Here is a 23,669-nt window from a genome sequence, read left to right as displayed (position 1 = left end):
GATGAAAGAACTCAAGGAAACCCTACTCTCATTAGATTCGATAAATGCCCATCTTGTAAAAACAGCTAAATTTAAAACGTATAGCTTTGTGATGATGCTAAAAGCACCTCTGGAAGAAGAGACGGTCGCTTATCGAGCTTTATTGCCACATGTGCTTCAAAGTGCTACAGCTAAAACACCTGAGCGAGCGAAGTTTCGTCAACGTTTAGATGATTTATATGGTGCGATGCTTGCAACCGATGTTCAGAAAAAAGGGGAAGACCATGTCATTTCCTTTAGAGTGGATGTGGCAAATGAAAAGTTCTTAAGTGAAAAAACATCCCTTTTAAAAGAAGGGATTGAATTATTAAAAGAAATCATTTTTGAGCCACTTGTGGACGTGGAGGCATTTAAAAAAGAAATAGTTGAAAGTGAAAAACGTTCCCTCGTTCAACGAATTGAATCTGTGTTTGACGATAAAATGCGCTATGCGAATGTTCGAATTACGGAAGAAATGTTTAAAGGGGAACGTTATGCGTTAACCTCGTTTGGGACAAAGGAACAAGTGCAAGCGATAACAGCTAGTGATCTATATACTTATTATCAAAACATGCTTGAGACGAATCGTTTTGACTTATATGTTGTCGGTGATTTTGATGAGACAGAATTAAAAGAAACATTAACCCAAACGTTTTCTGGCCTTCAAGTTTCCCAAAATGTAAAAGAACTTCCGAGCTCTCAACCAAACGAAACGAAAGAAAAGAAAGTATTTGATGAGCAGGATGTCAAACAAGGAAAGCTACATATTGGCTTCCGTGCGAATACGACTTTTGCTGATCCTGATTATGTTGCGATGCAAGTATGCAACGGTTTGTTTGGTGGTTTTTCTCATTCGAAGTTATTTATAAATGTTCGTGAAAAGGAAAGCCTTGCCTATTATGCAGCTTCCCGCTTTGAAAGCCATAAAGGATTAATTATGGTCATGTCAGGGATTGAATTTGCCAAATATGACCGTGCAGTGGAAATTATTAAAGAGCAAATGGACACTATGAAAAACGGCGACTTTACCGAAGCTGAAATTGACCAAACAAAAGCGATGCTCATCAATCAACTTCTTGAATCAGTCGATGTCGCTAGAGGTTTTGTGGAGTTAGCTTATCATCAAGTAGTGAGTGGTCATAAGCGTACGGTCGAACAGTGGATTGAACAAATTCAAGATGTGACAAAAGACGAGATTGTGAAAGCGGCACAAAAAATCGAACTCGATACGATTTACTTCTTAAAAGGTAAGGGGGTATAAGTGATGAAACCAATCACGTTTTCACAATTAAATGAGACACTTTATTATGAACAGTTAAGCAATGGATTAGATGTTTATGTCCTCCCAAAAGAAGGGATCAATAAAACATTTGCGACGTTTACGACCAAATACGGTTCGATTGATAACGAATTTACACCATTAAATGAAAAAGAGGCGATTCGTGTTCCAGATGGTATTGCCCACTTTCTTGAGCATAAAATGTTCGAAGATGAAAATGGCGATGTGTTCCAAGATTTTAGTAAACAAGGGGCTTCAGCGAACGCATTTACGAGCTTTACGAGAACCGCTTATTTATTTTCTAGTACATCTAATATTGAGAAAAATCTTGAAACATTAGTTGATTTTGTCCAACATCCTTATTTTACCGATCAAAGTGTCGAGAAAGAAAAAGGAATTATCGAACAGGAAATTACAATGTATGATGATAATCCTGATTGGCGTGCTTATTTTGGTGTGATTGAAAATATGTATGAAGATCACCCTGTAAAAATTGATATTGCCGGGACCGCTGAATCAATTGCTAAAATAACGAAGGAAATGCTCTATACGTGCTACCATACGTTTTATCACCCGAATAATATGTTGCTTTTTATTGTCGGACCTGTTGAGCCAGAGGTGATTATCAAACAAGTAAAAGACAATCAAGCGAAAAAAACATTTGCTGAACCAGAACCAATAGAACGGTTTTATCCAACCGAAGGAGCTGGTGTTGCCAAGAAAAAGAATGTTATTACGATGCCGGTACAAACACCCAAGTTATTAGTCGGTTTTAAAGATAAGAATCCAAATAAACAAGGCAATGATTTGTTAAAACATGAGCTTTCCCTTAATATTTTGCTTGATTTAATGTTTGGTCAAAGCTCGAATAACTATCAAGAGCTATACGAACAAGGATTAATTGATGATACGTTTTCGTTTGATTATTCAGCAGAAAAAGGGTTTGGTTTTACGATTATTGGCGGAGATACAAAACATCCAGATAAATTAGCAGCGAAATTAGAAGAACAAATTACCCAATTTAAAGAAAGACAACTATCAGAAGAAGTGGTGAAGCGAGCGATTAAGAAAAAAATAGGTTCCTTTTTACGTTCCTTAAATTCACCTGAATATATTGCGAATCAGTTTACACGTTACGAATTTAATGAGATGAATTTGTTTGATATCGTACCAGTACTAGAAAGTTTAGACAAAACGGATCTAGAGACGATTATGAAGGACCATTTTGATTTTGATTGTTATACAATCTGTCAAGTGAAGGCAGAAGGTTATCATGAGTAAAAAAGAGCAAGTGCTTTTAACAGGGGCGTCTGGAGGGATTGGTCAAGCGATTGCAAAATCGCTTGCCACTCCTAGGCGTACCCTCTTTTTGCATTATTATCGTAACGAAAAAGCGGTTCAGTTGTTAAAAGAACAATGTGAGGCATTAGGGGCAGAGGTGGTCCTAATGAAAGCAGATTTATGCGATCATGATGGAGCGAGTGAGCTGTTGCGACAAATAACTGGTCAGGTCGATGCCGTCATTCATAATGCTGGGATTGATTCCATTCAATTATTTCCGGAAACGAGCGATGACGAGTTAACAAGGATCATGAATATTCATTTACATAACCCAATAAAAATAACTCGTGCTCTTTTACCTGCTATGATTCGAGAACGAGCGGGACAAATTGTCTTTATTTCTTCGATTTGGGGGTTAACAGGTGCCTCTTGTGAAGTGATTTACTCTGCTGCCAAAGGGGGCGTCAATAGCTTTGTTAAAGCGTTAGCGAAAGAGGTGGCTTTGAGTAATATTCAAGTGAATGCGATTGCTCCAGGTGCGATTGACACGGAAATGCTTGACCGTTATGAGAAGGAAGAGAAGGAGGCTTTAAATGAGGAGATCCCAGCGGGGCGATTGGGACAACCAGAAGAGGTGGCTGAACTCGTTTCTTTTTTACTGTCCAAAAAAATCACTTATATGAATGGTCAAATTCTATCTGTAAACGGTGCTTGGTATTGCTAAAAAAATTTTATGCATATTATTCGTGGAATGGAGGAACGATATAAATCGAAGCATTATATTTTTGAAGGAGGGGTTTACATGTCTGTACTCGATAATTGGGATCAGTGGAAAGACTTCCTAGGTGAGCGTCTTCATCAAGCTGAAGGCGAAGGAATGAACCATAATGTTATCAGTGATGTTGCTTATCAAGTTGGTGAGTATTTGGCGGCGCAAGTTGAACCGAAAAACGAACAAGAGCGAGTATTAGCTGAATTATGGAAAGTTGCGGATGAAAGTGAGCAGCATGCCATTGCGAATATGATGGTTAAACTCGTACAACACGACCATTAATAAACGAAGGACTTCGCAAAAGCGAAGTCCTTTTGTTTCACAATTGGAAGTATACAACCATGTTTCCTTAAACCTTCTCAAAAAAATATGTAAAAAACTATGAAAATGTATGGAAACTATCGAATCAATATGATGAATGTCTTTTTTATGAAAATGATCCGATAAACACCTTTCAATTATGAGAGAGATCAATTATGATAAAAAAGTAAGATTAAGTTCGCCTAATATTGACAATCATCCACATAGTGCTTGCAACTAGTGTTTAGTGATAAGAAAGGTGTTTTGTATGACGTTAAAAGAATGGTATTTAGAATATCAAATCGTAAAAAATCGTCCAGGCTTACTTGGTGACATTTCTTCCTTACTCGGAATGCTTTCACTTAATATTGTCACCATAAATGGGGTTGATGATAAAAATCGGGGGATGCTAATAAAAAGCTCAGACGATGATCAGATCAAACGATTTCTTGCCATTTTAAAAACGCTTGATAGCATTTCGGTTACGAAGTTTCGTGAACCGAGATTACGTGATCGTTTAGCGATTAGACATGGCAAATATATTCAACGTGACGCGGATGACAGGAAAATATTTCGTTTTATTCGTTCAGAATTAGGTTTATTAGTCGACTTTATGGCCGAATTATATAAAAGAGATGGTCATTTCCTAGTAGGTGTGCGTGGAATGCCTCGTGTAGGTAAAACCGAGTCGATCGTCGCCTCAAGTGTTTGTGCCAATAAACGCTGGTCGTTTATCTCCTCAACACTCCTGAGACAAACTGTTCGAACTCATTTAAATGATGATGAATTAGGAAGCGATCATATTTTTATCATTGATGGGATTGTTTCAACGATGAGAGCAACAGAAAAACATCGCCAGCTTGTGAGAGACATTATGCAATTGCCTGCGGTAAAGGTCGTTGAGCATCCAGATATTTTTGTGCGTGAAACTGAATATGAATTAGATGATTTTGATTGTATTATCGAATTAAGAAATGACGACTCAGAGGAAATTACATATGACTCAGTTGAATCAGGGTTTTCGTCTTTTGATATAAGTTAAAGTAGTAGGTAGGTGTTAGTATGTCAGAGCTTGGTCAACATTTAAAAACAGTTCGTGAAGAAAAAGGAATTACATTAGACGATTTACAAGCGACAACCAAAATTCAAAAACGCTATTTAGTTGCGATTGAGGAAGGCCGTTTTGAAACGCTCCCAGGTCTTTTTTATGCAAGAGCGTTTGTTAAAACATATGCCGAGTCGGTCGGGATCGATCCAGAAGAATTATTTGATCAATATAAAAATGAGTTACCGAATCCGCAAAAAGAAGTCACTAATTTACCTTCTCGTCGCGAGCGTTCGTCAAAATCGACAGTTAAGCCGAGTCGACCCGGAAAAAAAAGTCCACTTATTCCACTCGTTGCTGGGTTGTTAACGATCGTCGTAATAGTTGCTCTTATATGGCTCATTATGCAGTCATTGGATCGGACTAGTAATGAGCCTATCCCTCCTGAGGATAATCTAGGGGAAAGTGAATTTGCCGAAGACTTTCTAGATGATGAGGAAGAAGATGTTGAAGACACGGAAACAGAAGATAATAATGGAGATGGTTCAGAGGGAACTGAGGAAGAAGTAGTAGATGAGTCGCAATCAGTTCTTACGTTAACAGAAACACAAGGAACTCGAGCTTATTATGAGCTTACGGGTACAGATGAATTAATGGTCGAACTTCATTTTAGTGGTAGCTCTTCTTATTATGATATTAAAGATGACTCTAGAACGATTTTACATAGTGGTCAACCTAATACTTCTGATGAAGATGTTGAACTAGAGTTTGATTTAAGTGAAGAGAACGAAATTGAAATTAACATCGGAGCTTCAAACAATGTTGAAGTTTATATTAATGGTGAGTTGGTTGAATATGAGTTAGATGCGGTTCATCAATATATTCATATCAGTTTCTCTAGCGACGAATAAAAAAGTGAACAAAATGTTCACTTTTTTTGTCCATTAAAAAGGATAAATATAGTAATTTTAGATAGTAGTGTTTTTTATCATTTTCATCGATAATAATCGCAATAATTGGTGGAATATATTAGAATACGGTTAGGTCTATTTTTATTTATATTTTTCAATATGGGCAGTTGTTAAAGGATGGGACATTTTTTTATTTCAGCGGTCCTTTTATGATACAATAATCAACAAGTCCATAAGGATATAAGATAATTTTGACGATTTTGAAATGGTTTCAAAGAAAGGTGGTTTTCAGTGATGGCGAAAGAACATTCGTTTGATGTTGTTTCTGAGATTGATTTACAAGAGGTTGATAATGCGATTAATCAAGCGGTGAAAGAGATTACGAACCGATATGACTTTAAAGGCTCAAAGAGCTCGATTGAACGTTCTGGTGACGAACAAATTACCGTTGTTTCAGACGATGAATACAAATTAAATAGCGTGCTTGATGTTTTAAAATCAAAATTTATAAAAAGGGGTTTATCGCAAAAGTCGATGGATTTAGGAAAGATAGAATCTGCTTCTGGCGGGCTCGTTAGACAACAAATCCAATTGATTAATGGGTTATCGACTGAGAAGGCAAAAAAAGTCTCCAAAGTGGTACGCGATGCCAATTTAAAAGTAAAAGTTCAAATTCAAGGTGAGCAAGTAAGAGTCACTGCGAAAAGTATTGATGATTTACAATCGGTTATCCACCTTTTGAAGGAGCAGGATTTTGACTTTGCCCTTCAGTTTGTAAATATGCGTTAGTTAATTGTTTAGAAGGAAGGTTAATGTAGTGAATTTACCTAATAAAATTACAGTTTCTAGAATGATTTTAATTCCGATTTTTATGGTCTTTATGTTAGCGGATTTACCACTTGGTACGATTGACATGTTTGGGACTGAGATCCCTGTTGGACATTTAATCGCCGCTTGTTTATTTATCTTTGCTTCAGCAACAGATTGGCTTGATGGTTATTATGCAAGAAAATTAAATCTAGTTACAAATTTCGGTAAGTTTTTAGATCCTTTAGCAGACAAGCTCTTAATTACAGCGGCCTTAATCGGTTTAGTCCAACTAGATTTATTAGCGGCTTGGATTGCGATTATTATTATTAGTCGTGAGTTTGCGGTTACAGGGGTTCGTTTGATTGCAGCGGCAGATGGTGATGTTATCGCGGCAAGTCCTCTAGGTAAATTAAAAACAGTCTTTCAAATTATCGGAATTTCAGCATTGATGCTTTACAATATACCATTTTCAGCGGTTTCATTTCCTTTTGATCAAATCATGATTTGGATAGCCTTGATTTTAACGATTGTTTCTGGTGTTGATTATTTTGTGAAAAATAAACATATTTTAGCCAAACAAGGCTAATAGGGGCGATTTTATGAGAGCAGAAATTTTGGCGGTTGGTTCGGAGCTTCTTTTAGGTCAAATCTTAAATACCAATGCAAAGTTTATTTCTGAGCAATTAGCGATTTTAGGAATAGACGTCTATTATCAGACAGTCGTCGGCGATAATGAAAATAGGCTCTATGATAGTTTAGGTTTGGCAAGTCAGCGTTCGGATATTGTTATATTAACCGGAGGGCTTGGTCCGACAAAGGATGATTTAACAAAGGAAACGGTCGCAAAACTATTTCAGGCGAAACTCGTTTATGACAAAAATGCCCTTTTCAGTATTGAACAATATTTTAGTAAACGACAGATGAAGATGACGGAAAACAACAAAAAACAAGCCCTCATTCTAGAAGGGGCAGAAGTGCTTGTGAACCGGAATGGAATGGCTCCGGGAATGCTATTAAAAAAAGATAAAAAAATGGTCATTCTCCTCCCTGGTCCTCCAAAAGAAATGGAGCCGATGTTTGTCAAAGAATTGATTCCATTACTTGAAAAAAGTCTCTTAAATCGTGGGAAGATTACTTCGAGAGTATTACGCTTCTTTAATATTGGTGAATCAGCTTTAGAGACACGTCTGGAAACTCTTATTGATAATCAAACGAATCCAACGATTGCTCCATTGGCTGGTAATGGTGAAGTGACGTTAAGGTTAACTGTTAAACATGAAGATGATGGAGAAGCGATTCGCTTATTAGATGCCACAGAAAAAGAAATTCAAGCGATTGTAGGCGATTATTTTTATGGTTATGATCATACTTCTTTAATGGAGCAAGTGGTCCAACAATTAACAAAGGAAAAGTGGACGATCTCATGTGCTGAAAGTTTAACAGGTGGTATGTTTGCAAGTGAATTAACGAGTTTTTCTGGTGTTTCCGAAATTTTTACCGGGGGAACAGTCGCTTATTCGACGAAAGAAAAGGAAAAACAACTTCAAGTGTCGAAAGAAGTAATCAAGCAAGATGGCGTTGTGAGCGAAAGCTGTGCAAAAGAAATGGCGCTTGGTGCAAAGAAACTTTATGAAAGTGATATTGCCATTAGCTTTACAGGTGTCGCGGGACCAGACAAACAGGAAGGTAAGGACCCAGGGGTGGTTTACATATCAATTGTCGGGAAATCAGGGGTTGCAAATGGATATACATTATCCCTTCATGGATCCCGTAATGCAATTCGAGATAGAGCTGTGAAGTACGGCTGCTATTATTTGCTTAATGAAATGAAAAGGTGGAAGAGCAGTAATGACATATTTTAATGACTTCGAAATATCAGATTCAATTAAAAAAGCGATTAAAGATATGGGTTTTGAAGAACCATCGCCTATTCAAGCGAAGGCGATTCCTGTCATTTTAGAAGGCGGGGATGTAATTGGGCAAGCTCAAACGGGAACGGGAAAAACAGCCGCATTTGGTATTCCAGTTGTCGATAAAGTAACAAATGAAAAGTATGTTCAAGCCCTCATTTTAACACCAACACGAGAACTCGCGATTCAAGTTTCCGGAGAGTTACAGAAGCTCTCTGTGCATAAACGTATTCGCACATTGCCAATATACGGTGGTCAGTCTATTGGTCATCAAATTAAAGCTTTAAGACAAGGTGTACAAGTCGTGATCGGTACTCCGGGTCGTATCCTTGACCATTTAAGAAGAAAAACTTTAAAGTTAGATAGTGTACATACAATTGTGTTGGATGAAGCGGATGAAATGTTAGATATGGGGTTTATCGATGATATTGAACATATTTTAAGAGAAGTAAAAGGGGAAAGGCAGACGTTACTTTTTTCCGCCACAATGCCCCCAGCTATTAAAAAATTGTCTCGAAAATATATGACGACTCCGAAAATGGTGACGATTAATAAAGGAGAGGTTACCGCACCTTTAATTAATCAAATTTATTTTAAGGTTTTAGAACGAAATAAAATTGATTCATTATGTCGGATCATTGATAGTGAAGAAATTGATCTAGGTATTTTATTTTGCCGTACAAAAAAGGGGGTCGCCGAATTAACCGAGGCCCTGCAAGCGCGCGGTTACTTGGCAGACGGTCTTCATGGTGATTTAACTCAATCCCAACGTGATTCGGTGATGAAAAAATTTCGCGACTCCTCAATTGAATTTTTGATTGCGACAGATGTAGCGGCCAGAGGAATTGATGTTGAGAATGTCACACACGTCATCAACTACGATATTCCACAAGATCCTGAAAGTTACGTTCATCGTATTGGACGAACAGGACGTGCGGGTAGGCAGGGGTTAGCTCTGACACTTGTCACACCAAGAGAGATGAAGCATCTACGTTCGATTGAACATGAAATTAAAATGAGCATTCCATCTCAAGATGTGCCAACGATTGAAGAAGTGGTCGAAAAGCAACATGATTCATGGAAAAAGCGAGTAACGGATACAATTGAGGCACGTGGGAAAGAATTCGATTTATTTTCTCCTCTTGTCAAAGAAATCTTAGAAGTTCATTCACCAGAAGATGTTGTTTCGGCTTTGTTAAAGATGAATTTTTCAACGGAAACACCTAATGAAGAAGCTGGTTATAACTTCGGTGAAACAGGCGGTGCAAAAGGAATGATTCGTTTCTTTATCAATGTCGGTCGTAATGTGAATTTAACTCCGAAAATTTTATCGGAAGAAGTAGCCGAGCTTGTTGGAATTCCGAGCAAGGCGATTGGACGAATTGATATTTTTGAAAACTTTACTTTTATCGAAGTGCCTGAGGAAGTTGCCCCATTTGTCTATGAAGCGTTACGTTATTCTCGAATCAACGGAGCAAGAGTTAATTTAGAGCCTGCTAAACCTCGACCAAAACGCGAAAGAAGAACACCCACACGTTCTTAGTTAATTAAATTATGGTAGGATTGATGTGTGTCAGTCCTACCATCCTCTCTTTTAACATATTCCAATAAACCGAATAAATGTTCGTAAAAACTATTGGCAAATGAAGAAAAAAGCGTTATGATAGATCATAGGAAACATAGATTCGCCTTTTTGAGTGCGGTAATCAATCATCTTTATGTGAAGACATGATTTGAATAAATGAAGTTTAAATTGAATGAATAGAGGAGAGATTGTAAAATGAGTGAACGTAAAGCAGCCCTTGAGATGGCATTACGCCAAATCGAAAAGCAATTTGGGAAAGGTTCCATTATGAAGTTAGGAGAGCAAACGGATCAACGTGTATCGACGATTTCTAGTGGTTCATTAGCTCTTGATATTGCTCTAGGTGTAGGTGGATATCCACGTGGAAGAATTATTGAAGTATATGGACCAGAATCTTCTGGTAAAACAACAGTTGCTTTACACGCGATTGCAGAAGTTCAACGTTCAGGTGGACAGGCAGCCTTTATTGATGCTGAGCATGCTCTTGACCCAGTATATGCCCAAAAGTTAGGTGTTAACATTGATGAACTTCTACTTTCTCAACCAGATACAGGGGAGCAAGCATTAGAAATTGCTGAGGCCTTAGTAAGAAGTGGCGCCATTGATATTATCGTCATTGACTCTGTTGCTGCTTTAGTTCCAAAAGCGGAAATTGAAGGGGAAATGGGTGATAGCCATGTCGGTTTACAAGCTCGTTTAATGTCTCAAGCACTTCGTAAACTTTCTGGTGCAGTTAATAAATCCAAAACGATTGCGGTCTTTATTAACCAAGTTCGTGAAAAAATTGGGGTTATGTTCGGTAATCCGGAAACGACTCCAGGTGGTCGTGCCTTGAAGTTCTATTCTTCCGTTCGTTTGGAAGTACGTCGTGCTGAAACCTTAAAGCAAGGTAATGAAATGGTCGGAAATAAAACAAAAATTAAAGTAGTCAAAAACAAAGTCGCTCCACCGTTTAAACAAGCAGAAGTGGACATTATGTATGGAGAAGGAATTTCACGTGAAGGATTGATTTTAGATATTGCGGCTGAACTGGATATCGTTCAAAAAAGTGGAGCTTGGTATTCATATAACGAAGAAAGACTTGGCCAAGGTCGTGAAAATGCCAAACAATTCTTTAAAGAGAACGCACATCTTACAGAAGAAGTCGAGCGTAAAATCCGTCAACATCACGGTTTAGATGGTGAAATTTTAGTAGATGCTCCAACGGAAGAGGAAATCGATGAGCTTCCACTAGATTTAAAATAAGGATATTATATAAAATAAGCCCATTTTTTTAGGTGCTTGAAGATGTCGACAAAGCTAAATCATAACTTTGTCGGCTTTTCTATTTACTGGAGGTAGAGAAGAACATGCAATTTTTATATTTTACCGATACCCATATTCGTGGAACTTCTCCGAAAAATCGTTTAGATGATTTTGTTGAAACATTAAAAATGAAAATAACAGAGGTTATTGAAATCGCTAATGAACGCCAAGTTGATTTTATTTTACATGGTGGCGATGTTTTTGATAGACCTGATTTATCCCCGAATGTGGTTGGTCAATTTGCGAAAATCTTTCGAGCGGCACAGATGCCGATCTACGCGATTTCAGGTAACCATGACACATATGGGCACAACCCAAATACTCTCTCTCGTACGATGTTAGGTTTATTAGATTCGTTTGGTTTAATGACGATTATTCAGCCAGATGCTCCGCTATTACTTGAAAAAAACGGCCTAAAGGTGCAACTATCTGGACAACCTTATCATTATGACTTAGATCAACGTGACCCCAAGTTAGATTATTATCCAATCAATGAACATCAAGCGGATCTTATGATTCATACCGTTCATAGTATGCTTGTCGAAAAGGCTTTACCAGAAGGAATTCCTCACACATTAATTGATCATATTTGGGGAACAACAGCCGATATTTTATTTACAGGCCATTACCATGGGGGGTTTGGGATTAAAGAACGAGAAGGTAAGTTTATCTGTAACCCAGGGGCACTAGCTCGTGTTAATAATCATTGGTCAGAGCTTAATCGCTTCCCAAAAGTTGTCATTGGTCAACTATCAAAAGAGAAAATCAATTTAGTCGAACAAGTATTAAAAACCGCTCAAAAAGGGGAAGAAGTACTTGATCGTAGTTTTTTAGAAAAAGCGGTTCATCAAGAAGAAAAGCTGCATCAGTTTATCCAACAAGTAAAAGAACAATCTGATTTTCAAAGCTTACAAATGTCTGATATTATCCAAGAACTCGCTTCTTTATCGAATGTTGAAGACGAGGTCAAACAGGAAGCGTTACGAAGGATTACCGTTGTAGAAGAAAGCTGGGAGGGGGAAGAGTATGAATAACATACTCTCAGTTAGACTCGAAAACTTTCAATCTCATTTAGACACATGGATTGATTTTGATAAAGGATTAAATGTCATTGTTGGTCAATCAGACAGTGGTAAAACGGCGATTATAAGAGCAATTCGTTGGGTTCTATTTAACTTGCCAAGAGGAACGGACTTTGTCAGAGTTGGGGCGAACTTTGTGCGAGTAACGATCGAGTTTGAAAATGGGGTCACGATTATTAGGGAACGAAAAAGCTCAAAAAACCGCTATATAATAAAAAAAGCAAATGATGAAGAACTCATATTAGAAGGATTTGGTACTCAAGTTCCGAAAGAAGTGCTTGAAGCTCATGGGATGTTTCCGCTACGAGTTGATCGTGATAATGAGTTGCACCTCCACCTTGCTCAGCAATTAGATGGGCCATTTTTATTAGAGCAAACAGGGTCGGTGCGAGCGAAAACAATTGGTCGAATTAGTGGGGCTCATTATTTAGACATGGCGATTCGTGATACGTCAAAGGATTTATCACAATTACAACAAAGAAAAAAGCATGGCCAAGAAGAGGTCGAACAATTGCAGCACCAGCTTGAACCTTATCAAGCTCTAAACGATTCTAAGGAGAAAATTAACAGAGTAGAAGCCTTTATGACCCAATTAAAGGTCAAACAAGACCGACTTGAAAAGTGGAAAAGCTTACAAGCCGAATATAAAGAGCAGCAACAGGAAAAAGCGAAAATGCTGCGGACGAAACAATTAGTTTCAGGAGCCTTAAACTGGGAAGTCAAGCTTGAAAATATCCAAATCGCGATGTATCGTTTGAAAGAATTGAAACGAAAACAGCAATATGTACAGGAAACGAAAACAGCAATTGTTGTGTGTAAACAATGGATTGAAAAAACTAAACATGTCCAAACGGTTCAAGATATTTTTGAAAAAATCATGGCCAATGTACAAAAAAGAGAACAATTAGGCAAATTTTCATCGAGTTATCAGCAACTCAAAAAGGAGCAACAATACTCGAAAGAACGATTACAACAAACGGAGTTTATCTTAAATAAAAAAATTCAACAGCTTGGGCAGATTCACGAACAAACGAGACGTTTACGACAATTATCGAATCTATCTATTCAAAAAGATGACCTGTATGTAGAATTAAGTAGCTTAAAAAAACAATTACAATGGTTAGAAAAAGTTGAACCATTAAATGAACAGCTTGATTTTGTTCATAAAAAGGTTGCCAAAATGGAGATTTTGAAACAAAAACGAGTTCAATATGAAGATTTAAAAAATCGTATTGATAAGGGAAGAACATTTATAGAAAAAACATTACTCGATTTATCTAAGCTTGAAAAGGAATACGAACAAGCTTTAGTCAATGAAGGAACTTGCCCTCTATGTGGCCATGAAGTGAATAAAGAAAAAATAATGACTTTTTTACATGAATAGGAGGAGGAAAAAATGAATCACGAACATATTGAACAAGATTTGGCCAAAATGAAAAAAACGATTGAGCAAGCAAAGGATATGCGTTACCGAGCGGAAGCAAAATTAGAAGAATTAGAAAATCAAGAAAAACGTTTATTAGCAGAACTTAATGAGCTTGGCGTAAAACCTGAGGATTTGGATCAAGAGATTGAAGCACTTGAAAAGCATATCGAGCAGGCCGTAAATGAAGCTTGGTCGTTAATTCCAAAGGAACTCATGAAAGATGGTAGATAATCGTGGGAAAATAGCCGAACTAGAACGACAATTAACGGAAACAAAAAATGAATGGATTCGACTTGATGCGAAACGAGTCCTATTAGAAGAACAGCTCGAAAAAAAACAACAGGAACTGAATGAATATCAAGACACGATTGATATATATGAAAAAGCCCGTGTACTTTTACAGCAATCAGCTGAATATGCAAGGGAACAAGCAAAGCAGCAAATGGAAACACTTGTTACAAATGCTTTGCAATATGTATTCGGTCCGCTTTTTTCTTTTGTAATCGAAATTGAAGAGCATGGGAACAAAGCGGTCGCTGAATTTTATGTCGTAACCGAATACGAAGGCGTTCAAATTAAAACAAAACCACAAGATTCAAGGGGTGGCGGTGTCGTCGATATTGTGACACTCGCCTTACGTGTTGCTTTAATCGAAACGATCCAGCCCAAAATGAACGGAGCTCTTCTTTTAGATGAGCCTGGTAAACATGTTTCAGGCGATTATGTGCATTATTTATACGATTTTTTGAAGTCGTTAAGTATGATGTTTGAACGTCAAGTTATTATGATTACTCACAATCAGCATCTAGCTGAATCAGGTGATAAAGCGTATCAAGTATCGATTCGTGATGGCATCAGTGAGGTGATCGTTCTTGACAACTCTTGACAATGATGTATACGAGCTTTACAATTATATGGTATGCGGTACTAATTTAATCCTTTCCGCATACGAACCAAAAATTGTTTGAAACATGATTAACATGACAAAAATGCATGTATGGAACCAACAATTAGATAGCAAGAGGAGGTGAAAGAGTGGATATTTTAAGTAATGGTTTCCTCTTCCCTGCTTTGCTTGTTGTCGCTGCAATCATTGGTGCGGTTGTTGGATATCTTGTTCGAAAATCCATTGCAGAAGCGAAAATTTCTAGTGCGGAACAAGCCGCGAAACAAATTACTGAAGACGCGAAACGCGACGCTGAGTCAAGTCGTAAAGAAGCGATCCTTGAAGCTAAGGATGAGATTCACAAAATTCGTACCGAGGCTGAACGTGATGTTCGTGAAAGAAGAAATGAGATTCAAAAACAAGAGAATCGTTTGGTACAAAAAGAAGAGATCCTAGACCGTAAGAGTGAAACTTTGGACAAGAAAGAAGAAGCTTTGGAAAAAAGGGAGGATTCTCTCACCAAAAAACAACGACAAGTTGAAGAGATGGAAAGTAAAGTTGAGGAAATCGTACAACAACAAAAAGAAGAACTTGAACGCATTTCCGGATATTCTCGTGAAGAAGCACGAGCATCAATCCGTGAAGAATTAGAGCAAGAGCTTGCTCATGAATCAGCGGTCTTAATTAAAGAACGCACCATGCAAGCAAAAGAAGAAGCTGATAAAAAAGCAAGAGAAATTTTATCATTAGCTCTTCAACGTTGCTCAGCCGATCATGTGGCAGAAACAACGGTCTCCGTTGTCACTCTTCCAAATGATGAGATGAAAGGTCGAATTATCGGACGTGAAGGACGAAATATCCGCGCTTTAGAAACATTAACAGGAATTGATTTAATTATTGATGATACTCCTGAAGCGGTTATTTTATCAGGCTTCGATCCTATTCGTCGTGAAATTGCTCGTTCGGCTCTTGAAAAACTCGTTCAAGATGGACGTATTCACCCAGCGAGAATTGAAGAAATGGTCGATAAATCGAGAAGAGAAGTAGACGAATCAATTCGTGAGTACGGAGAGCAAGCCACATTTGAAATGGGCATCCATGGTTTGCATCCTGATTTAATTAAGATTTTAGGTCGTTTGAAATTTAGAACGAGTTATGGTCAAAACGTCTTGAAGCATTCAATGGAAGTCGCTTATTTAGCGGGATTAATGGCTGCTGAACTAGGAGAAGATGTCAAGCTTGCCAGAAGAGCTGGTCTATTACACGATATCGGTAAAGCGATTGACCATGAAGTGGAAGGAAGTCATGTTGAAATTGGTGTTGAACTTGCGACGAAGTACAAGGAACATCCAGTGGTTATCAATGCGATTGCTTCTCATCATGGTGATGTGGAATCAACTTCGGTTATTTCAACAGTTGTCGCTGCAGCAGATGCTTTATCAGCAGCGCGTCCAGGTGCTCGTCGTGAAACGCTAGAAACGTATATTCGACGTCTTGAAAAACTTGAAGAGATTTCGGAGTCGTTTGAAGGCGTTGAAAAGACATATGCGATTCAAGCAGGTCGCGAAGTGAGAATTATGGTTCGCCCTGATGTCGTAGATGATGCACTTGCCCACAAATTAGCAAGAGATATTACGAAAAAAATTGAAGATGAGCTTGATTACCCTGGTCACATCCGCGTGACCGTCATTCGTGAAACACGGGCAGTTGAGTATGCAAAATAAAAAAGTGGCTTCGGCCGCTTTTTTTATTTTGTTTTAGAACAAAAAGAGCAAAGGGTGACAGCGGCTAGTCTATTCCTTTATACTAATAAGGGTAAACAAGACTGTATGAATAGAAATGAGGATAATATGAGAATTTTATTTATTGGTGATGTTGTTGGCTCACCTGGTAGAAATATGGTGGATGAATATTTACCAAAGCTGAAAAAGTCATATAAACCGACGATTACGATTATTAATGGTGAAAATGCAGCGTCTGGAAAAGGCATAACTGAAAGAATATATAAAGGTTTTATGGATGCTGGGGCTCAAGCGGTCACACTTGGTAATCATAGCTTTGACAAAAAAGATATATTTGAGTTTATTGATCGAGCAAAAGCGATGGTACGACCGGCGAATTATCCAGAAGGAGTTCCTGGGAAAGGGTACACGTTTGTAAAAATCAATCAAATTGAAGTGGCGGTTGTTAATTTAATGGGACGGACTTTTTTACCGGCGATTGATTGTCCTTTTAGAAAGATCGATCAGATTTTAGAAGAAATCAAGGAGAGAACCCCTTATATTTTTGTTGATTTTCATGCAGAAGCCACAAGTGAAAAACAAGCGATGGGCTGGTATTTAGATGGTAGAGTGACGGCAGTTGTTGGGACGCATACCCATGTTCAAACGGCGGATGAGCGAATTTTACCAGACGGAACGGCGTATATAACAGATGTTGGTATGACTGGGCCCTATGATGGTATTTTAGGGGTTGAGAAAGAAGTTATTATTCAAAGATTTTTAACAAGTTTGCCAGCGAGGTTTGAAGTAACAGAAGGAAGGGAACAATTAAATGGAGTGATCATTGATGTCGACCCAAAAACGGGTCTGGCAAAATCAATTCAACGCATTCTTATTAATGATGATCATCCTTTCTTTCATGTATAATCCGACTAAAGAATGATTCTTTAGAAATTTATTTTTGAAAGCAGGAATATGAATTGATTTTGCGAAATACTATTAACTATTAGCATCTCTTGTACATTGACATCAGGAGTCATAGGTTAAGAGTGATCACTTTTTCCCACATCTTAGCTAGAACCAATATTAGTCGTAATAAAAGGAGGTACAAGAAATGGAAGTTTTAAAAGTTTCAGCAAAATCTACACCAAATTCTGTCGCTGGTGCTCTAGCGGGTGTGATTCGAGAACGAGGTTCTGCCGAAATCCAAGCGATTGGAGCTGGGGCCCTTAATCAATCGATTAAAGCAATTGCCATTGCAAGAGGCTTTGTCGCACCTAGTGGAATTGACTTAATTTGTATCCCTGCCTTCACAGATATTGAAATCGATGGCGAAGAAAGAACGGCGATTAAATTAATCATTGAGCCTAGATAACGAATAAGAACTGTCTAATCTTTTTATGATTAGGCAGTTTTTTTACGTGTGTGAAGATTGAGGCAATCAAACTAATAAAAGATAAATGTCGACACTTCTACCTCACTTTTAGCTAGTGGAGTCACTTGGTCGAGGAATAACTGAACTAGTCTTCTTTTCAATAGTCCTTATTTTAGAATGTTTGTCGTATCGCCATGGAAGTTTCATTGTTTTTAAAGGGGAAGACAAGTATAATATAATATTGAATGTTTTATTTTCGGTAAAGGAGTTTTTTCGATGAATGAAGAGCAAAGATTAGGGAAACAAGGAAATACAAACGAAACTTCCGAAAAGGACGTAAAATCCTCGAACGGAAAAAGCAAAGATTATAGTAAGTATTTCGATTTTTCTAATGCAAAGGTCATTTCCGAAGAAGGGAATAAAAAGGTGATTCGAATCGAAGGGCGAGAGATTTCGATTTTAGACCAGCCTGATTATAAACAAGGAAAACGTCGAGGCAAAGAAGATGTGCAAGTTATCCGACCAGACACGTTAATTCCTGATGACATGAAAACGATTGGCCAAGGGAAGAAATTTTTAATTCGGACATATGGTTGCCAAATGAATGTTCACGATTCTGAAAACATGTCAGGTCTTTTGCTTGAAATGGGTTTTTCAGAAACGGAAGATACAAATGAGGCCGATGTCATTTTATTAAACACCTGTGCGATTCGTGAAAATGCGGAGAATAAAGTATTTGGTGAAATTGGCCATTTAAAAACGCTAAAACAAGAAAAACCTGAATTGATTTTAGGGATTTGTGGCTGTATGTCACAAGAAGAAAATGTCGTCAATCGAATTATGAAAAAACACCAGCATATGGATTTAATCTTTGGGACCCACAATATTCATCGCCTTCCACACCTTTTAAAAGAAGCAATCTTTGGCAAAGAAATGGTGATTGAAGTTTGGTCCAAAGAGGGTGACATTATTGAAAATATGCCCCGTAAGCGAAAAGGGAATACTCAAGCTTGGGTTAATATTATGTATGGCTGTGACAAGTTTTGTACGTACTGTATTGTGCCTTATACACGTGGGAAAGAAAGAAGTCGACGTCCTGAAGACATTATCGCCGAAGTAAGAGACTTAGCACGCCAAGGTTATCAAGAAGTAACTTTACTCGGGCAAAATGTAAATGCTTATGGTAAAGATTTTGATGACATCGATTATGGACTAGGTCATTTAATGGATGAAATTCATAAAATTGATATTCCGCGTGTTCGTTTCACAACGAGTCATCCACGAGACTTTGATGATCATTTAATTGAAGTGTTAGCAAAAGGTGGGAATCTGGTTGAGCATATTCATTTACCGGTTCAGCATGGAAACTCGCAAATCCTTAAGCTAATGGCTCGTAAATATACGCGTGAAAGATACATTGAGCTTGCGAATAAAATAAAAAATACGATTCCCAATGCTTCGTTTACAACCGATATTATTGTTGGTTTCCCGAACGAAACAGAGGAGCAATTTGAGGATACATTATCACTTATGCGTGAAATCGAATTTGATAGTGCCTTTACGTATATTTATTCGCCACGTGAAGGGACACCAGCAGCGAAGATGAAAGATAATGTACCAGATAAAGTAAAACGTGAACGTCTTGCTCGTCTGAATGCCCTTGTTAATGAAATTTCAGCGAAGAAAAATCTTGAATATCAAGGTAAAGTCGTTGAAGTATTAGTAGAAGGCGAAAGTAAAAAGAATCCAGACGTATTAGCTGGACGGACGAGAACAAATCGTCTTGTTAATTTTAGAGGTCCTAAATCAGTCATCGGAACGATCGTTTATGTTAAAATTAATGATGCCAAAACATGGTCATTAAGTGGAGAATTAATTGAATCAGCGGAGGTCGTAAAATAATGGAAGCAAAATATACGAGACAAGAAGTCCTTAAAAAGGCAAAAGAGCTAGCGTCGATGATGGCAGAAACGGAAGAAGTAGATTTCTTCAAAAAAGCCGAAAAACAAATTAATGAGCATTTACGTGTACAAGAACTAATTGCTCAAATTAAAAAACTACAAAAAGAAGCAGTAAACTTAAAGCACTATAATAAATCAGAGGCATTAAAACAAACGGAAGCAAAAATTGATGAGCTACAAGATGAGATTGAGCAAATTCCATTAGTGCAGGAATTTCAACAAAGTCAAGTCGAAGTTAATGATCTTTTGCAAATGGTCTCTAATACGATTACGAAAAAAATCACAGAAGAAATCATTACTTCAATGGGTGGAGATGTGTTAAGAGGAACAACAACCAAAAATCCATTAATCCAAGACCATTGTTAATGATTAAAAAGGAACTCTGTCTTAAGCAAAGGAAGCTTTGTTTAGGGCAGAGTTTTTATTTTAGTAACTCAACTTTCGCATCGAGAAAACCCGTTCAACTAGTTGGCCGAGCGAAAGGGAAGCTCTTAAACAAATGCCCTTGACACGTTTGAAAAGCGAGAACGCACTATCACACCAAACGGATAAACTGTGCATTAAGAAAAAAATAATAGGCTGCCCTCCGGCGGTCGCTCCCAAAACCATACTCCGCGTCCTTGCCGAGAACCTGGCGAGCCTCCTCGGCAAGCCTTGCGGGGTCTCGCTCCACGGTTTATTCCCGCGGGAGTCTCCGTATGGTTTTGTCCGCTAAGTGTAGGGGAGATGCTTGATGATAGGGCCATTCTCAATCAGCTATTTCTAACGCAGAAGAACCTTCTTTTTCCCTTTGTTGGTTATGGAACTAAATAGATAGTTGCCACCTATTTTTATCGAAACCAGCTCGATCATCTAGCTAACGTACAGAGCATCCACACTGATTTGTTTACAACTGTAACGGAATTAATCATTGAAGGAGAAAAAATCATTCTCAAGCTAATGTCCTTTGAAGTCATGACTGTTTTTTTATTCAATGAGAAAACCGAACCTAGATTCGATTCCATGATCTAGCGGACAAACAGACACGGAGACTCCCGCCGGAATAAACCGTCCAATGAGACCCCGCAAGCGTGAAACGCTGAGGAGGCTCATGAGGTTCCGGCAGGACGCGGAGTGTCTGTTTGGGAGCGACCGCCGGAGGGCATGAAACAAGTAGAGCATAAATCACTCCCATGTCTGGTGTCTGTTTGGTAGCACACGCCGAGGCGCTTCATTTTAGTGAACAGTTTCCTTCAACAGCCTACGAAGAGAGGTGTTCAGACTGTCAACGATTGAACCGTTCATGTAAAGTCAATTTGAGTATTGTACCGCCCTAAAGTCAAACTCTATCAACGGTTAAGGGTCAATCATACGCTGCGAAAGTTGAGTTAGTAATAAAAAAATAATTAAAAATGTTTTTTCATTGGAAAACACGTACTATTTCAACACACTCGCTCATATCGTGTAAGAGATAAGGATTTAAGCTAGTTTAGGAACTATTTGCACACTAGTCATTTGTCCTGCATAGGATGGGAGTGAATAGTTTGGCGGAGCGAACGAGGCGGAAGCCATCAAAGCGACCAACTACTTAGATTGAAATGAGAAAGAGGAGGGTAATGTTACATGGCTCAAAATGATTTTAACTTTCGCGAGATCATAACGAAGGCCGTATGTGGGAAGGGACAAAAATTCTCAGAAAACACCCATCATATTAAACCTTCTAACAAACCTTCAAGCATCCTCGGTTGCTGGGTTATTAATCACAAATTTGATGCAGCAAAAAAAGGTGAGAATGTTGAAGTAACAGGAAGCTATGACATTAACGTTTGGTTTTCTTATGACGACAATACAAAAACAGAAGTGGCATCGCAAACGGTACCTTATACGGATATTGTCGAGTTAACTGTTCGTGATCAAAATGTGCTTTCCGAGGAGATGGAAGTAATCGCTCGAGCGGTCCAACAACCAAACACATTAGAAGCGACGATAACAGAGGCTGGTGATCGTGTAGCTGTTCAAGTCGAAAGAGAATTTGTTGTCGAATGTATCGGGGAAACCAAAATTGCTGTTGCTGTTAATCCAGACGGTGTTATTCGTGATTTTTCAGAAGATGACGTAGATGATGATGTAAGCGACGAAGAGTTTGAACGTTTAGATCCAAACTTCTTACATCAAGAAATGCATAAGAAATAATACGAACCGGATTTTTTCTGGTTCTTTTTTTTATACATTAGCACTGTCGCGGGAATATTGTTGCAGGAGTTCCATAAAAGGATTGTGACGCTCCTGTGAATTCTAGGAATCTTCTTAGGCTCGTCCTATCGACGAGTTTTTTTGCCGTTTCTCCGGAAAGAGGTGTCCTTCTTGATTTGAAAATGGAAAAGTAGGTGAGCAAATGGAGAAAAGGAAGCAGCCGTTTTTACAAAAATTTGTTGATCCGTTGCCGATTCCAAAAGTATTACAACCATTAAGAAGAGCCGGGTGTCAGACTTACTATGAAGTAAAAATGGTTCAATTTAAACAAAAACTGCATCGTGATTTAAAGGAGACCACTTTATGGGGATATGAAGGTAGCTATCCAGGGCCCACTATTGAGGTGGAAGCTAACGAGCAAACCTATATAAAATGGATGAATTACCTTCCATCAAAGCATCTATTGCCAATTGATCACACGGTTCATGGAGCCGGGCTTGATGTGCCAGATGTAAGAACCGTTGCACATGTTCATGGAGGGAACACAGAACCAGAAAGTGATGGATATCCGGAAGCATGGTTTACAAATTGTTTTCAAAAAGTAGGGCCTTACTTTCAAAAGAAAGTCTATCACTACGGGAATCAAATGCCAGCAACAGCCCTTTGGTACCACGATCATGCATTAGGAATTACCCGTCTTAATGTTTATGCCGGTTTAGCAGGGATGTATATCATTCGTGATAAAAAAGAGAGAATGCTAAATTTACCATCTGGTGCTTTTGAAATCCCTCTTGTTATTCAGGACAAATCATTTAATGAAGACGGTTCGCTTTATTATCCGACACAACCAACATCACCGACGGCATTAGACGTTTCTGTTGTACCCGAGTTTTTAGGGGAAGTCAATCTTGTTAATGGTAAAGTTTGGCCTTATTTAGAAGTGGAACCACGAAAATATCGTTTTCGGCTATTAAATGCAGCCAATAGTCGATTTTATCAGCTGTCCTTTGATTCGGGACAATTATTTTATCAAATTGGCACAGATGGAGGGCTGAAAGAAAAGCCGATTGGGGTGTCGGAGATTTTACTCGCTCCAGCCGAGAGAGCAGACGTTATTATTGATTTTTCGAACCAACAAAATCAAACGATTGTTTTAAAAAATAATGCCCGAGCTCCTTATCCAAATGGTGAAGAGGTTGATCCACACACAATAGGGATTGTCATGAAATTTAAAGTTAGTGTTCCTTTATCTCATATTGATACAAGTGTCATTCCGAGAAAACTAGTCCAATATGGTCAATTGACGGAACAGATGGCAAGTAAAAATAGACTGCTGACATTAGATAGTGTGAGAGATACTTATGGACGTGGCTTAATGCTACTTGATCATAAAAAATGGGATGAGCCGATTACTGAATTGCCTTATTTAGGTACGACAGAAGTTTGGTCCTTTATTAATTTAACGGATAAAAGCCATCCCATTCATCTTCATTTAGGTAGTTTTCAAATTTTAGACCGGAGACTGTTTAATATAGCTAAATTTGAAGCAGAACGAAAGCTTGATTATCTTGGTCCACCAACCCCACCAACTCCTCAAGAAATAGGTTTAAAAGATACCGTTATTTCTAATCCGAACGAGGTGACCCGTATTATAAAAAAGTTCGATTCTTATACGGGTTTGTATGTGTGGCATTGTCATATTTTAGAGCATGAAGACTATGAGATGATGAGACCGTTTATCGTTTTGAGGTAATAATCTTCGTCTGTAGGCTTAGCGTATTTAATCTTCACTATAATCATGATGTACAGGAGTGAAATAATTGCTTCATG

Annotated in this window: 22 protein-coding genes; all 22 read left to right on the top strand. The window is 38.2% G+C overall.

Going from position 1 to position 23,669, the window contains the following annotated elements:
• The first annotated feature begins 1 nt into the window (after position 1).
• Positions 2-1,279 carry an EF-P 5-aminopentanol modification-associated protein YfmF gene (yfmF, locus tag AA0017_RS10135; RefSeq protein ID WP_413381498.1) on the top strand — a complete coding sequence of 426 codons (1,278 nt, stop codon included), beginning with the start codon at positions 2-4 and terminating at the stop codon, positions 1,277-1,279.
• 3 nt (positions 1,280-1,282) lie between these two features.
• Positions 1,283-2,578, top strand: a complete 1,296-nt coding sequence (gene yfmH, locus AA0017_RS10130; protein ID WP_413381496.1) for an EF-P 5-aminopentanol modification-associated protein YfmH — start codon at positions 1,283-1,285, stop codon at positions 2,576-2,578.
• Positions 2,571-3,302, top strand: coding sequence for an elongation factor P 5-aminopentanone reductase (ymfI, locus tag AA0017_RS10125; RefSeq protein ID WP_413381494.1), 732 nt, complete (start codon positions 2,571-2,573; stop codon positions 3,300-3,302). Before yfmH ends, ymfI begins: the two co-directional genes overlap by 8 nt.
• A 78-nt stretch (positions 3,303-3,380) precedes the next feature.
• A complete protein-coding gene (locus AA0017_RS10120; protein ID WP_413381492.1) occupies positions 3,381-3,632 on the top strand; it encodes a DUF3243 domain-containing protein in 252 nt (83 codons plus the stop codon).
• 286 nt (positions 3,633-3,918) lie between these two features.
• Positions 3,919-4,692, top strand: coding sequence for a YmfK family protein (locus tag AA0017_RS10115; RefSeq protein WP_413381490.1), 774 nt, complete (start codon positions 3,919-3,921; stop codon positions 4,690-4,692).
• Positions 4,693-4,712: 20 nt separating this feature from the next.
• The gene (locus AA0017_RS10110) at positions 4,713-5,606 is read left to right on the top strand and encodes a helix-turn-helix domain-containing protein (protein WP_413381488.1); all 894 of its coding nucleotides are present in this window, start codon (positions 4,713-4,715) and stop codon (positions 5,604-5,606) included.
• A 294-nt stretch (positions 5,607-5,900) separates the two neighbouring features.
• Entirely contained in the window at positions 5,901-6,395 is a 495-nt protein-coding gene (locus AA0017_RS10105; protein ID WP_413381486.1) for a YajQ family cyclic di-GMP-binding protein, read from the top strand.
• Positions 6,396-6,423: 28 nt separating this feature from the next.
• Complete coding sequence (gene pgsA / locus AA0017_RS10100) at positions 6,424-7,002, top strand: CDP-diacylglycerol--glycerol-3-phosphate 3-phosphatidyltransferase (protein WP_413381484.1); 579 nt, start codon at positions 6,424-6,426, stop codon at positions 7,000-7,002.
• Positions 7,003-7,015: 13 nt separating this feature from the next.
• On the top strand, positions 7,016-8,278 hold the full coding sequence (locus AA0017_RS10095; RefSeq protein ID WP_413381482.1) for a competence/damage-inducible protein A: 1,263 nt from the start codon (positions 7,016-7,018) through the stop codon (positions 8,276-8,278).
• The gene (locus AA0017_RS10090) at positions 8,265-9,869 is read left to right on the top strand and encodes a DEAD/DEAH box helicase (protein ID WP_413381480.1); all 1,605 of its coding nucleotides are present in this window, start codon (positions 8,265-8,267) and stop codon (positions 9,867-9,869) included. The genes AA0017_RS10095 and AA0017_RS10090 overlap by 14 nt, the downstream gene beginning before the upstream one ends.
• Positions 9,870-10,106: 237 nt before the next feature.
• Positions 10,107-11,156, top strand: a complete 1,050-nt coding sequence (gene recA, locus AA0017_RS10085; RefSeq protein ID WP_413381478.1) for a recombinase RecA — start codon at positions 10,107-10,109, stop codon at positions 11,154-11,156.
• Between the two features lie 104 nt (positions 11,157-11,260).
• Positions 11,261-12,250 (top strand): metallophosphoesterase family protein, encoded by a 990-nt coding sequence (locus AA0017_RS10080; protein WP_413381476.1) that lies wholly within the window; start codon positions 11,261-11,263, stop codon positions 12,248-12,250.
• Positions 12,243-13,682: an AAA family ATPase gene (locus AA0017_RS10075; RefSeq protein ID WP_413381474.1), complete on the top strand. Its 1,440-nt coding sequence runs from the start codon at positions 12,243-12,245 to the stop codon at positions 13,680-13,682. The genes AA0017_RS10080 and AA0017_RS10075 overlap by 8 nt, the downstream gene beginning before the upstream one ends.
• Before the next feature lie 12 nt (positions 13,683-13,694).
• The gene (locus AA0017_RS10070) at positions 13,695-13,955 is read left to right on the top strand and encodes a hypothetical protein (protein ID WP_413381472.1); all 261 of its coding nucleotides are present in this window, start codon (positions 13,695-13,697) and stop codon (positions 13,953-13,955) included.
• The gene (locus AA0017_RS10065; RefSeq protein WP_413381470.1) at positions 13,945-14,610 is read left to right on the top strand and encodes an ATP-binding protein; all 666 of its coding nucleotides are present in this window, start codon (positions 13,945-13,947) and stop codon (positions 14,608-14,610) included. Before AA0017_RS10070 ends, AA0017_RS10065 begins: the two co-directional genes overlap by 11 nt.
• 149 nt (positions 14,611-14,759) lie before the next feature.
• Positions 14,760-16,334 carry a ribonuclease Y gene (gene rny / locus AA0017_RS10060; RefSeq protein ID WP_413381468.1) on the top strand — a complete coding sequence of 525 codons (1,575 nt, stop codon included), beginning with the start codon at positions 14,760-14,762 and terminating at the stop codon, positions 16,332-16,334.
• A 126-nt stretch (positions 16,335-16,460) separates the two neighbouring features.
• Positions 16,461-17,258, top strand: coding sequence for a TIGR00282 family metallophosphoesterase (locus AA0017_RS10055; protein ID WP_413381466.1), 798 nt, complete (start codon positions 16,461-16,463; stop codon positions 17,256-17,258).
• A 187-nt stretch (positions 17,259-17,445) separates the two neighbouring features.
• Positions 17,446-17,706: a stage V sporulation protein S gene (locus AA0017_RS10050; RefSeq protein ID WP_413381464.1), complete on the top strand. Its 261-nt coding sequence runs from the start codon at positions 17,446-17,448 to the stop codon at positions 17,704-17,706.
• Positions 17,707-17,982: 276 nt separating this feature from the next.
• Positions 17,983-19,608 (top strand): tRNA (N6-isopentenyl adenosine(37)-C2)-methylthiotransferase MiaB, encoded by a 1,626-nt coding sequence (miaB, locus tag AA0017_RS10045; protein ID WP_413381462.1) that lies wholly within the window; start codon positions 17,983-17,985, stop codon positions 19,606-19,608.
• Positions 19,608-20,033, top strand: coding sequence for a RicAFT regulatory complex protein RicA family protein (locus AA0017_RS10040; RefSeq protein WP_413381460.1), 426 nt, complete (start codon positions 19,608-19,610; stop codon positions 20,031-20,033). The genes miaB and AA0017_RS10040 overlap by 1 nt, the downstream gene beginning before the upstream one ends.
• Positions 20,034-21,269: 1,236 nt before the next feature.
• Positions 21,270-21,839 (top strand): outer spore coat protein CotE, encoded by a 570-nt coding sequence (locus AA0017_RS10035; protein ID WP_413381458.1) that lies wholly within the window; start codon positions 21,270-21,272, stop codon positions 21,837-21,839.
• Between the two features lie 202 nt (positions 21,840-22,041).
• Positions 22,042-23,592: a multicopper oxidase family protein gene (locus AA0017_RS10030; RefSeq protein WP_413381456.1), complete on the top strand. Its 1,551-nt coding sequence runs from the start codon at positions 22,042-22,044 to the stop codon at positions 23,590-23,592.
• Positions 23,593-23,669: the final 77 nt, after the last annotated feature.

This window comes from Alkalihalobacillus phoenicis, from assembly GCF_047302405.1.
In the GTDB taxonomy this organism is placed as follows: Bacteria; Bacillota; Bacilli; order Bacillales; family Bacillaceae_D; genus Alkalihalobacillus.
This window is presented reverse-complemented; position numbering and strand designations above follow the sequence as displayed.